The organism is Actinomadura kijaniata (genome assembly GCF_014138665.1).
Lineage (GTDB): Bacteria > Actinomycetota > Actinomycetes > Streptosporangiales > Streptosporangiaceae > Spirillospora > Spirillospora kijaniata.
Map to the genome: position 1 here is coordinate 739265 of NZ_JACJIA010000004.1, position 15538 is coordinate 754802.

Below are 15538 nucleotides of genomic sequence, written 5' to 3' on the forward strand. Positions count from 1 at the left end.
GGTCACTCGGCCCCGGGCCCCGGGCGCGCGGCGGTGACCTGCGCGGCCAGCGCGCGGACGCGGGGCTCGTGCTCGTCGTAGCCGACCACGACCGGGGGCTCGTTGTAGGGCATCGTGTCGGAGGAGCGGCGCAGCTTGACGTACTGGCCGCAGGCGTCGATGGCGTAGGGCTCCATGTCGTCCTGCAACGCGCCGATCACCGTGATCCCGTGCGTCTCCCCGATCTTACGGAACAGCGCCACGGCCTCCTTGCGGTGCTCCTTGCCCAGGTTGCGGCCCAGCTCGTCCAGGACCAGCACCAGCCGCCCGCCGCCGGAGGACGCCAGGGCGGCGGCGCACACCAGCTTGACCGCCTTCTCGTCCATGAGCGCGGTGTTGGCGCGGCGGTTGTAGGGGACGTACCGCTGCCCGTCGCTGCGCCGCCACTTGGGGGTGACGCGCCAGCGCCACTCCTGCTCGGGGTCGCCGGGCGGCTCGGGCGTCGGGAACTCCAGCGTCGCGCCGTACCCGCCGTACTCCAGGTCCAGCTTCTCGAACTCCTCGGCCACCCGCTGGAGCCGCGCGCGGATCGCGGCGGTCAGCGCGCTGCGGTGCGCCTCGGCCGCGCCCGCCGCCTCCTCGGCGCCCCGCTGCGCCTTGTCCAGGTCGGCGCGGCGGCCCGACACCTGCACCTCGATCTGGCGGCGCTGGTGGCGTTCGTAGTCCTCCTGCTGCCGCAGGTAGGTCCGCAACGACTTCACCAGGCCGGGGAAGGTGGACTGCTCGCGCTCGGTGCGGCGGCCCTCGCCGTCGGCCCGCTCGCGCAGCAGGAAACGCATCTCCTCGGGCATGTCCTCGTCGTCGACGCCGCCGGGGAACACGCGGCGCAGCGCCTCCGACAGGTGCCGGTCGGCGCTGTGCCACCACTCGTCGGGCGTCCAGGTGCGCTCGTCGGCGGTCAGGGCGTCCAGCCACTCGGCGGCGGCCTCGCGGGAGCCGCCCCACTCCCGCTCCAGTTCCTCGATGCCGAGCCCGGCGCGCAGCCCGGCCAGCTCGTCGGCCTTGGCGCGGATGCGGGCGCGTTCGCGCTCGGACGCCTCGCGGCGGCCCCGCAGCCGGTCGATCTCCAGCGCGCGGGTGTCGGCCTTGGCCTGGAGCCGCCGCAGCGCCTGCTCGGCCGCGCCGAGACGCGGGCCGAGCTTCGCCTCGCCCGCCGCGAGCTCGGCGAGCTCCTCGCGGATCCCGGTCATCCGCTCGCGGACGTCGGCCAGCTCGTCGGCGGCCTGCGCCCCGGCCAGGCGGCGGCCCGCCAGCGCGACGTCGGCGGCGGCGTCGGAGGTGCGCCGCCGCGCGGCCTCCAGGGTCTCCCGCGCCGCCTCCAGCGCGTCCCGCGCCGCCCGCACGCGCGCGTCCCGCCCGGTGGTCGCCTCGGGGAACCCGCCGACGATCACCACGCCGGCGCGGTCCTCCTCCAGCACCGCGAAGAAACGCGTGAGCGGCAGCGCGCAGCGCACGCCCTCGGGCAGCCCCTCCCGCGGCGGGCCCTCGGGGTCCAGGGCGCCGTCGGCCGGGACGACCATCGAGCCGGGCAGCCCGGCCAGCGCGGCGGTCGCGGCGTCCAGGTCGGCGCGGGCGACCACCACGGCCTTCCGGTAGGGCCACAGCGCCGTCTCCCACCGGTCCCGGACGCCCTCGGCCAGCTCGACCGCGTCCAGCAGCCCGACCGCCGCGACCCCCGCCTTCGCCAGGGCGCGCAACTGGGTGGGCGCGCTGCTCTCCCCGGCCTCGGCCTCGGCGAGGGCGCGCTCGGCCCGCGCGACCGCGCCGCGCGCCATGCCGAACTCCTGCTGCGCCTCGTCGCGCCGCGCCTCGGCCTCGGCCAGCTCGCGCCGCGCGGCGGCGACGTCGCGGCCGTCGGCCTCGCGGCACCGCTCCTCCAGCGCCGACACCCGGCGGCGCAGCTCCTCCATGCGGTTGCGGGCCACGGCCTTGTCCGCGCCGAGCTGGTCGGCCCGCCCCTTCAGGTCGGCCAGCGCGGCGGCGGCCTCGCCCAGCCGCGCGTCCAGCGCGCCGCCGGTGAGCTGCTCGATCTCACGGTCGGCCGCGCGGACCGCCGTGGCGGCGTCCTCGGCCTGCTCGCGCAGGCGCTCCTGCTCGGCGGCGTGCGCGGCGTCGGCCGCGACCGCGTCCACCAGCAGCCGCGCCTGCCGGGTCCGCCAGTACCGCACCGCGGCGGCGACCTCCTCGCGGGCCCGGTCGCGGCGGTCGAACGTCCTCAGCAGCGTCGCGGCCTCGCGCTCCCACTCGGCCAGGCGCTCGGAGGCCTCGGCGGCCTTGGCGCGTTCCCGGTGCTCCTCGGCGCGGGACTTGCGCTCGGCCTCCAGCTCCCGGTCCAGCCCGGTGAGCGCGGCGATGGCGCTGAAGATGCGCTCGGGGCTGATCTCGTTGAGCGGCTGGGACAGCAGGTTGGTGGCGACCTTGGACCGCACCGAGGTGGACAGGAACGACACGCACCGCACCTGCCCGCCGTACAGCACCCGTGACAGGTCCTTGGCGACGAAGTCGCGGCGTCCGGCGCTGCGCGGCAGGCTCGCCCACACCGCGTCGGCGACCGTGACGCGCTCGGCCTCCGAGGGGGCCGCCGCCAGGTGCACGCCGGGCCGCCAGCGGATCTCCAGGTGCGGGGCGTCCACGTTGACCCGCAGCCACACCGTGACGGCGCCCTCGCCCTCGGGCCGCTCGTTCTCCTCGGAGTAGTCGAACACGCCGACGATGTAGCCGTGGTCGGCGCTGGCCCACTGGGCGTCGCCGGACGCGGCGAGCTCGGCGTTGAACAGCAGCTCGGCCACCGCCCGCGCGCCGGAGGCGAACCGCCACTGCTCGTCGCCCAGCAGCGCCGTGATCGCGGCGATGAACGACGACTTGCCCGCGCCGTTGGAGTCCTTGGGGCCCTGCCCGGCCACCACGATCAGCGTGCCGGGCACGGTCGGCACCGGGTGCGTCGACAGCCGGGAGATGTTGACCGCCTGCACGGCCACCAGCGTCCGGGCGCCGACCACGTTCTCGGCGTCGGCGCCGGGACGGGCCGCCGGGCCGGGCAGCAGCGGGTCGAGGACGGCGGTCATGGTGCCTCCTGGTCTGGACTGCGGAGCGTCAAGATCGGGAGCTTGCGAGCGATCTTGTAAGCGACGAGGGAGGACCTGGAGTCCCAGCGCCATGACCCGCCGCGCGGAGGCGCGGCGATGGGCACGGTCATCGGGTCTCCCCCTGTGCGTGGACGGTGTCGTGGGCCTGCGGGTCGTGGACGCGGTTGCGGCGGCGGGCGCGGATCGCGGCGGCCAGCGGCGAGTCCGGCCCGGCCGCCAGGATCAGCTCCTCCTGGAGGCGGCGGCGCGCCGCGTCGGTCAGCCGGTGGAACTGCGGGCCGGGCACGTACCCGCCGGTCTCCTCGCCGTCGGCGCGGACCTGCGCCACCAGCCCGGCGGCGCGCAGCCGCCGCAGCGCCGCCTCCAGCTCGCCGACCGGAAGCTGGGACCGGCGCCGCAGCTCCTCCAGCGGCGTCGGGTAGGGCGACTGCCAGGAGTCCTCCGCCAGCAGGCCCGTCGCGCGCGGGATCGCCACCGAGTGGATCAGCACCAGCGCCAGCACGGCGCGCTCCTCCACCGGCGGCACGCAGGCGGGGTCGGCGGCCAGCGCGGCGGCGACGTCGTCGCGGTACCCGGAGATCCACGTCTTGGGCGCGGGCCGGACCAGCGTCCGCCCCGACAGCCCGAGCATCGCCTCCAGCGTGCGCCGCAGCGCGGGCTCGCGCAGCGCCGGGAACCGCACCTCCGGCACCGGCTCGGCGGCGTGCTCGACCGCCAGGTACGCGGCCACCAGCTCCGACCGCCGCTTCTCGTCGTAGGACCGCAGCAACGGCTCGAACAGCTCACTCATGCGGGGCGTCCTCCCGCACCGGCTGCGGCAGGCGCCGCAGCAGGTCGCGCAGCGACGCCAGCGACTCCTCGCGCCACAGCGCCACGCGCGGACCGGGCCGCACCGTGCCCGCCGTCTCGTCCAGCAGCAGCCAGCCGGTGTCCGACAGCCGCCGCAGCTCGCCGGTCGCCCAGCGGCGCGCCAGGTCGGCGCCGCCGCGCGACATCCCGGCGTACACCTCCAGCACGTCGATGACCGGCGCCTCGCCGCCGGGCCAGGGCGCGTCGTCCAGGTTGGTCCAGCAGCAGCGCAGCGCGGCCGCCAGCACCCGGCGCTGCTGGCCGGGCCGGTCCAGCGGCATCGGCGCGGTGTCGTACTCCTCCAGCAGCGCCGGGGTCGCCCCGTCGGGCCACTGCGGCAGCAGCCACACGCGGGTCCCGTCCGACGCGCCGGTCAGCCCCGACGGGACGGGCGCGGACGCGTCGGCCGACACGACGCCGAGCACCCGTGCCCGCGCCCGCGCGAGCACGTGCGGATCAACGGTCACGGCGCGGTGCCCCCGTTCGCCCGCGGCCCGCTCGGCGGCGTCCGCTCGAAGACGCCGGGGGAGACCCAGGTGGGGGAGCCCCCCGGCCGGACCGCCAGCCCGTCCGACCAGGTCAGCCGGTAGGGCAGCCCGGGATGCAGATGGGCCGACTGGAGATCTGCCAGCACCCGCCGCGCGGCGGGCCAGTCCTGGTCGAGGACGTCCTCCACCGCGACCCGGTCCCGGCCGCGCAGCACCTGCTCGGCGACGGCGCGCAGGCGGTCCACGGCGGTGGCGTCGGAGCCGGTGTCGCCGGACAGCCCGGGGTCGGGCGTCGAGGGGCGGGGCGGCGCGGGGCGCGGGGGCGTGGCGCGCGGCCCGTCCTCCACCGCCGTCACCACCGCCGACGGCTCGTGCCAGGGCGCGGGCGCGTCGAACACGAACCCGTCCAGCACCGCCGCCAGCTCCTCGCGCGACGCGGTGCGCGCGAACGTCCGCCACGTCTCGGGCGGCAGCAGCGTCAGGTTCCGCGTGGTGCCCGCCGAGTCCGACAGCCGCGCCGCCGCCCGCCGCGAGGCGTCCCCGTAGGCGTAGATCGCGGCGCGCAGGTCGGTGCAGGTGCGGTCCAGCTCGGGCCAGCGCCGCAGGATCGCGCCGTGCAGGCGTTCGGCGCGCCGCAGGATCTCCTCGGTGCCCCACAGCTTGGGGGCCTGCTCGCGCAGCTCCTCGATGGTGCCGTTGGTGAGGGTGATCAGCTCCACGCTCCACAGCCGGAACGCCCGCGCCAGCCCCTCGGCGCCGTCGCGGGCCTGCTCGGCGGTCATCCGGGGGTCGGCGACGTTGAGCTGCTCCAGCGCCAGCAGCCGGTGCATCTCGCTCTGCCCGCCGTCCAGCATCATCCGCCGGACGAACATCAGCCCGACCACGCTGGTGAACGACGCCCGGTACCGCAGCTGGTTCGGCTTGGGGAACACCTCGCGGACCGCGCCCAGGCCCTTGAGCACGCGCAGCCGGTTGTCGAAGACCTCGGCCGGGTAGCGGCGGCACACGTACCGCATCTGCTCGCGGGTCAGCCCCTCCTCGCCCGCGTCGGCGAACGCCGCCAGCAGCGTCTCGGCCACGTCCACCAGCTCCGGGTCGTCCACCACGGCCCCGCTGTCGCGGGCCAGCGCCGCGAACATCTGCCGGTACACGCCGAGCACGGCTTCGCCCACCAGCGCGTCGTCGAGGCTGGGGGCGTCGTCGGCGGCGGTCACGACGGTCTCAGAGGTGGGGGACACGGCGCACTACGGTACGTCCTCGCACCGACAATACGGGAATCGACCTCCGCGCGGCGTGTCCAGGCACACCCGGGACCCGTCCCGCGGTCAGGTCCGGAGTCAGGCCCCGGGTCAGGCCCGGAAGACGGTCCCGGCCGGTGCGGGGGCCGTGGTGACGGACGGTGACGCCTCCGCCGGGCGAGAGGTAAAGAGCGGGAAGATATCCGTCCCCCGGAAACCGGGACACCACGCCCGTGACGATGTCAGACTTCCGGGAAACGGCCGTCGCGCGGGGCGTGGCCGATCACCGACCGCTGTGGGCTCATGACATCGTTGCACCCCGACGCCGACCCCCGGCTGCCCGCCGAGACCGACACCTTCGTCGGCCGGGACCGGGACGTGGCGGATCTGCGGCGGCTGCTGGAGTCGCTGCGCGCGGTGACGCTGTGCGGCGCGGGCGGGATCGGCAAGACCCGGCTGGCGGTGCGGGTCGCGCGGTCGCTGCTGGAGGCGCGGCCGGGCCGGGTGTGGTTCGCCGACCTGTCGGACGTGGCGGTCGACGGCCCGCCGCACCCGGTGGCGCGGCGCGTGGCGGCGGTGCTCGGGGTCGCCGACGCGCCCGCGGGCGGGGACCGCCCGCCCGCCGAGGTCCTGGCCGACGCGATCGGCTCCCGTCCCGCGCTGCTGGTCCTGGACAACTGCGAGCACCTGGTGCCCGACTGCGCCGCGCTGGTGGAGGCGCTGCTGCGCGACTGCCCCGGCCTGGCGGTGCTGGCGACCAGCCGCGAACCGCTGCGGGTCACCGGCGAGACCGTCTGGCGGGTGCCGCCGCTGGAGCCCGCCGACGCGGTGCGGCTGTTCGTCGACCGCGCCCGCGCGGTGCGGCCCGACTTCACCGCGACCGGCGCGGTGTCGGAGGTCAGCCGCGCCCTGGACGGCGTTCCGCTGGCCCTGGAGCTGGCCGCCGCGCGCGTCCGGGTGCTGTCGGTCGAGCAGATCGCCCAGCGTCTCGGCGACCGGTTCCGGCTGCTGAGCGCCGCCGACCGCAACGCGCCGCCGCGCCAGCGCACGCTGCGCGCCGCCATCGACTGGAGCCACGAGCTGCTCGGCCCGGCCGAACGGGTCCTGCTGCGCCGCCTGTCGGTGTTCTCCGGCTGGACCCTCGCCCAGGCCGAGCTGGTCTGCGTCGACGAGGACCCCGGCGGCGACCTGCCGCCCGAGGTGCTGCTGGACCTGCTCACCGCGCTGGTGGACAAGTCGCTGGTCACCGTCGGCGACGAGGTCGCCGGCGCGACGCGGTTCCGGCTGCTGGACAGCATCCGCCAGTACGCCGCCGAACGCCTGGACGCCGCCGGGGAGACCGAGTCCACCCGCACCCGGCACCGGGACGCGATCCTGGAGGCCGCCGAGCGGCACGCCGAGGCCGCCCTCGCCGAGATCCCCGCCACCTGGGCCGAACGCGCCGCGCTGTTCCGCCTCTACGACGCCGAGCTGGGCAACGTGCGCGCCGCGCTCGGCTGGTCGCTGGAGCGCGGCGACCTGGAGGAGGGCCTGCGGATCTGCACCGCGCTGCGCTCCTACTGGATCGTGCGCGGCCGGTCCGCCGAGTGGGCCGCCTGGACCGACCGGTTCCTGGACCGCCTCGCCGAGGACGGCGCCCGGCTCCCGGCGTTCGTGCGGGGGCCCGCGCTGGCGGCGCGCGCCCAGCTGGCCGCCGGGTCCCGCGACTTCCCCCGCGCCGCCGCGCACGCCGCCGCCGCGCTGGAGCCGTGCCGCGAGTCGGGCGACGACTTCATGACCGCCGCCGCGCTGATCACCCTCGCCGAGGCCGCCACCGCCACGGGCCGCTTCGACGAGGCCGACGCCCGCCTCGACGAGGCCGAGGCGCTGTCGGCCGGGCCCGGCCAGGAGTGGAACCGCGGCTACGGCCGGTCGACGCGCGGCCACCTGCGGCTGCGCGAGGGGCGGCTGCGCGACGCCGGGGAGCTGCTGGAGTCGGCGCTGCGGGTCATGCGCGACATCGACCACCGGTGGGGCGCGGCGCACGCCCTGATCGGCCTGGGACGGCTGGCGGCGCTGCGCGGCGACCTGGCCGCCGCGCGCGACCGGTTCGACGCCGCGCTGCCCGCGCTCGCCGAGGTCGGCGCCCGCCCCGAACTGGCGCGCGCCCTGGCCGGGATCGGACGGATCGCGCTGGACCGGGGCGAGGCGGCGGCGGCGCGCGGGTCGCTCACCGAGAGCCTGGAGCTGAGCCGCGCCACCGGCATCCGGCTGGACGCCGCGCGGACGCTGGCGGCCTTCGCCGAACTGCTGGCCTGCGAGGGCGACCTGCGCGGCGCGGTGCTGCTGGCCGGGGCCGCCGAGGGGGCGCGGACCGGGACCGGCGGCGCCCGCGAGGGCCGCAGCCCCGGCACCGGCGCCCGCCTGGAACGCGTCCTGGAGCCGATCCGCCGCAAGCTCGGCGAACCCCTGGTCGCCCAGCTCTGGGGGCAGGGCCGCGTCACCCCCGTCGACGACGCCATCGCCTACGCGCTCAGCGGCTCGGCCCCCGCCGGACCCGAGCCGTCCGAGCCGTCCACGCCTTCCGAGCCGTCCATGCCGTCCATGCCGCTGGCCGCGCCCGTCCCGGCCCCCGCCCCGCCGAGCCCCGCCGAACCGGTCACCCCGCCCAGCACCCTCACCGCCCGCGAACGCGAGATCGTCGCCCTGGTCGCGCGCGGCCTCAGCAACCGCGGCATCGCCGAGGAACTGGTCATCAGCCCCGCCACCGTCGCCCGCCACGTCACCAACATCCTCACCAAGCTCGGCTTCGCCTCCCGCGCGCAGGTCGCGGCGTGGGCGGTGGACCACGCCAACGGCGAACGAGAGGACTGACGAGTGGACCAATGGTGGGGTGTGTACGCACCTCCTACACATGGTCCGCCCGCCGAATACGACGCCATCTGCATACTCCGGCTCATGTACCGGGGAGGGCGCGGCCCTAGCGTCGGGTCATGAGTTCGTCCGGTGCTGGATCCGCTCCCGGAGATCCGGGATTCACGGCCGCGACGTTCTCCCACGCCGCTCTCCACCGGAGCACCGTGTCGCAGGCGGTCTTCGGAACGGCCGGCGAATCCGCACGAGGGGGCCGGCTGGCCGTGGTGGACGCCACGTCCGGCCGGGGGCCGTCCCACGCGGAGCTGGCCGCCGCCGTCGGGTCGGCCGCCGCCGGGCTGGTCCGCGCGGGCATCGGGCCCGGCACCGTCGTGGCGCTCCACCTGCCCGACACCCCCGAGTTCGCCGTCGCCCTGCACGCCGTCATCGCGGCGGGCGCGATCGCGTTCCCGGTCCGCGTCACCGCCCCGGCCGCCGAACTGGCCCGCCTGCTGGACGCGACCGGCGCCCGCGTGCTGCTCACCTGGCCGGTGCTGCTCGACATCGCCCAGGAGGCCGTGAAGTCCGCCCCCGGCGTCGAGCGCCTCTACTGCTTCGGCGACGAACCCGACGTCGAGCCGTTCGCGTCGCTGCTGACCGGCGAGCCCGCGCCCGACGTGCCCGTCGACCCCGGCGGCACCGTCGCGCTGCTGGCCGCCACCTCCGGCCACTCCGGCCCGCCGCGCGCGGTCCGCCTCACCCACGCCGAGGTCGTCGCCGGGATGCTGCGCGTCGCCGAGGGCGGGATGATCGGCGCGTCCGACACGGTGCTGACCGCCGTGCCGTTCGCCGACGTCCTCGGTCTCAACGGCGTCCTCAACCCCGCGCTGCGCCTGGGCGCGACCGTGGTCGCCCGGCCCGGCGCGGGCCGCCACGACCTGCTGCGGGTGCTCCAGGAGCACCGCGTCACCGTCGCGCTGCTGCCGCCCGAGCTGGTGGAGACCCTCGCCTACGACCGCGCCGTGACCCGCTACCGGCTGCGCTCGCTGCGCACGGTGGTCAGCACCGGCGGGCCGCTGAGCGCCGAGATCGCCCGCGCCTGCGCCGCCCGGCTCGGCTGCCCGGTGCGGCAGGCCTACGGCCTGGCCGAGGCCGCCGGGATCACCCATCTCAACCTGCGGGCCGCCGAGGAGGGCACCCTCGACTCGGTCGGCCGGGGCCTGCCCGGCGTCGCCTGGCGCGTCCTGGACCCGGCCACCGGCACCCGGCAGCCCGCCTACCAGCCCGGCGAGCTGCGCGTCCGGCTCGTCACCGGGGAACGCTGGCTGCCGACCGGCGACGCGGCGTTCGTCGACGAGCACGGCCGGGTCTACATCCTCGGCCGCATCGGCGGAGGCCGCCCCGAGCCGCCCGCCGAGCCCGAGACGGTGCTGGCCGCCCACCCCGCCGTCCGCGACGTCGCCGTCGTCCCGGTGCCCGACCCCGAACTCGGGCTGGCCCCGCACGCGTTCGCGGTGCTGGCCGAGCCGGTGTCCGCCGCGGACCTGCTCGCCTACGTCAACGCCCACCTCCCGCCCTACCGGCGCGTGCTGGCCGTGCACCCCACCGACCTGATCCCGCGCACCCCCACCGGCCGCGTGCAGCGCCGTGCCCTGCTGGAACGCGCAGGTCTCGCCCCGTGATTACACATTCGCCTACACACATCTGCGGATGTGGGGCGGGGAACGCGCGGCGTAGCGTTCGCCGCATGTTCGAGGGAGAGCACGCGCGGCCGGTTCCGTCCGAGAGCACCGTCACCCGGTCGGTCATCGACGCGGCCTGGGGAAACGTCGCGCGCGGAGGGGACCGGCCCGCCCTCGTCGATCCGGGACAGCGCCTCGGCCTGGCCCGCTTCGCCTCCCTCGTGCCCGCCGCCGCGGCCGGGCTGCGCCGCCACGGGCTGCGCTGCGGCGACGTCACCGCGATCCACCTCGGCGGCGTCTGCGACCTGGCCTTGGCGGTGCACGCCGTCACCGCGGCCGGGGCCGTCCCCGCGCCGCTGCCGCGCGCCGCGACGGTCGGCGAGCTCGCCGCCATGATGATCGAGTCGGGGGCCCGCTTCCTGTTCACCGACGGCGGCACCGCCGCCGCCTCGCTCGCCGCGACCGAGCGCTCCTACGTCCGGCAGGTGTTCGCCTTCGGCGACGTGCCGGACGCGACGCCGTTCGCGCGGCTGGTCGACTCCGGAACGGCGGGCGGTCCCGTCACCGCCCCTGCCGGGCCCGCAGCCGTTCCGGGCAGGCCACCCTCACCGCACGCCACCCCTACCGAATCCGCCCGCGGCCCGGAGAGGGTCCCCGCCGGACCGGGCGGCACGGCGTGCGATCTGGCCGTCGACCCGCTGCGCGAACCGGCGTTGCGCCTGTGCGCGCCCCCCGAGGAGATCACCCACGCCGAACGGCTGGCCGACCTGCGCCGGCTGCGCGGCGTCGCCGCACTGGACGCCGGCGGCGTGCTGGTGTGCGCCGCCGACGACTGCTCCACCCCCACCCTCGTCGGCCTGCTGGACCTGTGCCTGACCGAGGGCGCGACGCTGGTCGGCGTGCCCGACCCCCGAACGGACGCGCTGCTGGAGGCGATCGGCCGCCACCGCGCCACCCACGCGGTCATCACCCCCGCCAAGCTCCGGGCGCTGACCCTGCCGCGCGACACCGCACCGGCACCCGGCGTACGACTGCTGGTGACCGGTTCCCCCGACCCGGAGGTCGTCCGCGCCTGCGAGTCCCCCCACGGCTGGACCGTGGCCCTCCTGTAACCCCGCGCCCCCGGAGCGTGGCCGCTGGTGACCGGACCACATGCGAGGCGCGGCGTGGGCGGCCGAGGCCCGAAGGCCACGTTCGCGAGGCCGCGGGTGACGAGACCGCCACGCGGCGCCTGAGCTGTGGTCACCGGTGACCGGACCGTCCGGCCCGGAAGTCGTGCGTACCTGTGAGAGGTGGCGCGGATGACCGCGGTACCGCTGTACCCCGAGAGCCGCACCCGCCAAGCGTGCCGTGCCGGGATGTCACTCCACGCGCAGGGCGATGACGGCCATGTCGTCGGTGAGGGCTCCCTTGCCGAAGTCGCGTACGGCCGACATCACCCGCAGCGTCACCGCGCGGGCGGTGAGGCCCGCGCATCCGGCCAGCACGCGCGACAGCCCGTCGCCGTCGTCCAGCAGGCGGCCTCCGTCGCGGCGCTCGGTGATCCCGTCGGTCACCAGCAGCACCACGTCGCCGGACGTCAGCAGCACGCTGTCCAGCTGGTATTCGGTGGGCACCACGCCCAGCAGCACCTGCGGCGCCCCGATCGGGATGACCTCGCCTCCGGGGCGCAGCCACAGCGGCAGCGGGTGCCCGGCCGAGGTGACCGTCATCCGCACCCCCGCCGGGCCCGGCTCCAGCTCGCCGTGCACGATCGTCAGCAACCGCGCCGCGCTCTCGTCGATCATCGCGTCGTTGAGCCGGGCCAGCGCCCGCGCCACGCCCAGGTCCTCCCGGCTCAGCGCGCGCAGCGTGTGCCGGGCCAGCCCGGCGACCGCCGCCGCCTCCGCCCCGGTTCCGCACACGTCGCCGAGCATGAACCGCCAGCGGCCCGGACCGGCGGGGAACAGGTCGTAGAAGTCGCCGCCCGCCTCGGCTCCCTCCCCGGCGGGCTCGTACACGATGTGGTAGTCCAGTCCCGGGATCGCGGGCAGCTGCGCGGGCAGCAGGCTGCGTTGCAGGATCCGGCTGGTGGCCGCCTGCTCGCCGTAACGGCGCGCCGTCAGCAGCGTCCGCGTGACGCGTTCGCACAGGTCCTCGGCCAGCCGCACCAGCTCCGACCGGAACTCCCCGTCCACCGGCTCGCCGAGCAGCACCGCCCCGAACCGGTGCTCCCGGTTGACCAGCGGGAACTCCATGACCAGCGGTCCGCACGCCTGCCGGGCGGCCGGGCCGAGCAGCCCCGGGCCGTTCCACGGCCGGGGTGTGCGGGCCCGGTCCGGGACCGGCGGCGACGCCGCCGCGAGGGCCTGCCGCAGCGCCGCGATCCGCTGCTCGTCGGCGTGCCACACGTGCGCGAGCTCGCCGGCGCCGTGGGAGTCCTCCAGGTAGAACGCGCACCACCCGGCGATCCGGGGCACGAACAGCTGGGCGCCGAGCGCCGGGACCAGCTTCTCGTCGAGGGTCCCCGCCAGCAGGTCGCTCGCCTCGGTCAGGAAGCCGAGCCAGTTGCGGTAGCCGTGGTCGGCGCGGGGGAGCCGGTCCCGCGCCAGCACCGGCCCCAGCGACGCGGCGGCGTGCCGCAGCCGGGTCACGTCGGGCGCGCCGAACCGGCCGGCGTGCTCGGCGGCGACCGCGACCAGGCCGAGGCGTTCCCCCTCGGCCCACACCGGGACCGTCCCGAGCGACCGCAGCCGCCCGCCGGGCGGCACCGTCAGCACCCCGCCCCGGACGGGCCCGGCCGCCGCGTGACGGCACGCCTCCTCGGCCATGGCCAGGAGTTCGGCGGCGGCCCGGGGGGAGTCGGGCCCGGTGTCGGGAACGCCGCCCGCCGGCGCGGTGGCCCGCACCCGCAGCCCGCCGTCGGCGGCGGACAGCAGCACGTACGCCGCGTCGGCGTCGGTGGTGGCGCGGAGCCACTGCACCACATGGTCGATCAATTGCTCGTCGGGCACCGGCTCGGCCGGGTCCGCCGCCCGCGCCTCGGGGAGCGTCATGGGCTCCTCCGGGGAGGAGCCGCCGGCCGTGAGACCCAGCTCGAACCACACCGTCTTGTCGGTCCTGGTGTACGACACGCCCCAGGCGTCCGAGATCCAGTGGGTCAGCATCAGGCCCCGGTACCCGTCCTCGGCGGGCCGCCCCACGACGGGGTCGCCGAGCCGGCGCGACGGCATCAGGTCGCGCACCTCGACGCGGACGCGCCGCCGGTCCTCGTCCAGCGCGCAGACCAGCTCGATCTCGGTGCCGGCGTGCACGATGGCGTTGGTGACCAGCTCGCTGACGAGCAACACCGCGTCCTCGCCCCGGTCCGAGGGCACCGGCCACCCGCCCAGGGCGGTGCGCACCAGCTCCCGGGCATCGTGGACGGCCGCGCTCTCAGGTGAGAAGACGGCTGAGGACCTGCGCGAAACGGTCACGACGTCTCCCCTGCGGAACCTGCTGAATCGCGAGGCGGGCCTCTGGTCATAGTGACAGAATGAACGGCCTCCGATACGCCGAGTCGCAAGGTTTCCTCCCATGAGCACATCGGTGCGTACCAGGGCAACGGACGACGGCGAGGAAAGGGGCGCGTCCGACGGGCCCGTGCCCGACCACGACGCCGAGGTGGGCCTGCGGGCGTTGCTGGAGGCGTTGCGGGCGATGCGCGACGGGGATTTCCGGCCCCGGTTCACCGCGCCGCCCGCCGGGACGCTCGCCGAGATCGGCGAGGTGCTCGGCCAGATCCTGGACCGCAACCGGCACGTCGCCGACGAGATGGTCCGGGTGGCCCGGCAGGTCGCCCGGGAGGGGCGCCTGGACGAACGGCTGGCGGCCATCCCCGGCCAGGGCGGCTGGACCGTGACGGTGGAGGCGGCCAACACCCTGCTCGACCTCACCACCACGCCGCTGGTGGACACCGCGCGGGTGCTGGAGGCGGTCGCCGCGGGGGACCTGTCGCAGCGCGCCGACCTCACGGCGGGCAACCGCACCCTCCACGGCGACCTGCGGCGGCCCGGCACCGCCGCCAACCGGATGATCGACCAGCTCTCGCTGTTCACCTCCGAGGTGACCCGCGTGGCCCGCGAGCTGGGCACCGAGGGGCGGCTCGGCGGCCGTTCCAAGGTGCGCGGGCTGACCGGCTCCTGGGCGCAGGTGACCGAGGCCGTCAACGACATGGCCGACCGGCTCACCGCGCAGGTCCGCGACATCGCCGTGGTGACCACCGCCGTGGCGCGCGGCAACCTGACCCGCAAGGTCACCGTCGAGGCGACCGGCGAGATGCTGGAGCTGAAGCTGACCGTCAACACGATGGTCGAGCAGCTGTCGGCGTTCGCCGACGAGGTGACGCGCGTCGCCCGGGAGGTGGGCACCGAGGGGCGGCTCGGCGGCCAGGCGCAGGTGCGGGGCGTCAGCGGCACCTGGAAGGACCTCACCGAGTCGGTGAACGTCATGGCGTCCAACCTGACCTACCAGGTCCGCAACATCGCCCAGGTCGCCACCGCCGTCGCCAAGGGCGACCTGTCACAGAAGATCACCGTTGACGTCAAGGGCGAGCTGCTGGAGCTCAAGGACACGCTGAACACGATGGTGGACCAGCTGTCGGCGTTCGCCGGTGAGGTGACGCGCGTGGCGCGCGAGGTCGGCACCGAGGGCAACCTCGGCGGACGCGCCGAGGTCCCCGGCGCGTCCGGGGTGTGGAAGGACCTCACCGACAACGTCAACGCCATGGCCAACAACCTGACCAACCAGGTGCGCAACATCGCGCAGATCACCAAGGCGGTGGCGGACGGGGATCTGTCGAAGAAGATCACGGTGGACGCTCAGGGGGAGATCCTTGAGTTGAAGGACACGCTGAACACGATGGTGGATCAGCTGTCGGCGTTCGCCGGTGAGGTGACGCGCGTCGCCCGGGAGGTGGGGACCGAGGGGCGGCTCGGCGGTCAGGCGCAGGTGCGGGGTGTGTCGGGGGTGTGGAAGGACCTGACCGACAACGTGAACTCGATGGCCAACAACCTGACGTCGCAGGTGCGCAACATCGCGCAGATCACCAAGGCGGTGGCGGACGGGGATCTGTCGAAGAAGATCACGGTGGACGCTCAGGGGGAGATCCTTGAGTTGAAGGACACGCTGAACACGATGGTGGATCAGCTGTCGGCGTTCGCCGGTGAGGTGACGCGCGTCGCCCGGGAGGTCGGCACCGAGGGCGAGCTGGGCGGTCAGGCGCAGGTGCGGGGTGTGTCGGGGGTGTGGAAGGACCTGACCGACAACGTGAACTCGATGGCCAACAACCTGACGTCGCAGGTGCG

General features: G+C 76.1%; 9 protein-coding genes. 4 read left to right on the forward strand and 5 right to left on the reverse strand.

Going from position 1 to position 15538, the window contains the following annotated elements:
* Positions 1–2: 2 nt before the first annotated feature.
* The 4 genes from HNR61_RS19475 to HNR61_RS19490 form a co-directional block, all read right to left on the reverse strand.
* Positions 3–3104, reverse strand: coding sequence for a coiled-coil domain-containing protein (locus HNR61_RS19475; protein ID WP_182844536.1), 3102 nt, complete (start codon positions 3102–3104; stop codon positions 3–5).
* A gap of 127 nt (positions 3105–3231) precedes the next feature.
* Complete coding sequence (locus HNR61_RS19480; RefSeq protein ID WP_182844537.1) at positions 3232–3915, reverse strand: helix-turn-helix domain-containing protein; 684 nt, start codon at positions 3913–3915, stop codon at positions 3232–3234.
* Positions 3908–4441, reverse strand: a complete 534-nt coding sequence (locus HNR61_RS19485) for a hypothetical protein (protein WP_182844538.1) — start codon at positions 4439–4441, stop codon at positions 3908–3910. Before HNR61_RS19485 ends, HNR61_RS19480 begins: the two co-directional genes overlap by 8 nt.
* Positions 4438–5700, reverse strand: coding sequence for a hypothetical protein (locus HNR61_RS19490; protein WP_312897976.1), 1263 nt, complete (start codon positions 5698–5700; stop codon positions 4438–4440). Before HNR61_RS19490 ends, HNR61_RS19485 begins: the two co-directional genes overlap by 4 nt.
* Positions 5701–6003: 303 nt before the next feature.
* Between HNR61_RS19490 and HNR61_RS19495 the strand changes: the two genes are divergently transcribed.
* From HNR61_RS19495 to HNR61_RS19505, 3 genes are all read left to right on the forward strand, one after another.
* Complete coding sequence (locus HNR61_RS19495; protein ID WP_182844539.1) at positions 6004–8553, forward strand: LuxR C-terminal-related transcriptional regulator; 2550 nt, start codon at positions 6004–6006, stop codon at positions 8551–8553.
* Positions 8554–8759: 206 nt separating this feature from the next.
* The gene (locus HNR61_RS19500; RefSeq protein ID WP_312897977.1) at positions 8760–10214 is read left to right on the forward strand and encodes an AMP-binding protein; all 1455 of its coding nucleotides are present in this window, start codon (positions 8760–8762) and stop codon (positions 10212–10214) included.
* Between the two features lie 65 nt (positions 10215–10279).
* Complete coding sequence (locus HNR61_RS19505) at positions 10280–11326, forward strand: AMP-binding protein (protein ID WP_182844541.1); 1047 nt, start codon at positions 10280–10282, stop codon at positions 11324–11326.
* A 249-nt stretch (positions 11327–11575) separates the two neighbouring features.
* Here HNR61_RS19505 and HNR61_RS49970 read toward each other — a convergent pair whose 3' ends face one another.
* Positions 11576–13669, reverse strand: coding sequence for a SpoIIE family protein phosphatase (locus tag HNR61_RS49970; RefSeq protein ID WP_182844542.1), 2094 nt, complete (start codon positions 13667–13669; stop codon positions 11576–11578).
* 100 nt (positions 13670–13769) lie between these two features.
* On the opposite strand from HNR61_RS49970, the gene HNR61_RS47925 reads away from it, so the two are divergent.
* Positions 13770–15538: HAMP domain-containing protein (locus HNR61_RS47925; RefSeq protein WP_246443022.1), on the forward strand; the 1769-nt coding region annotated here is incomplete at its 3' end.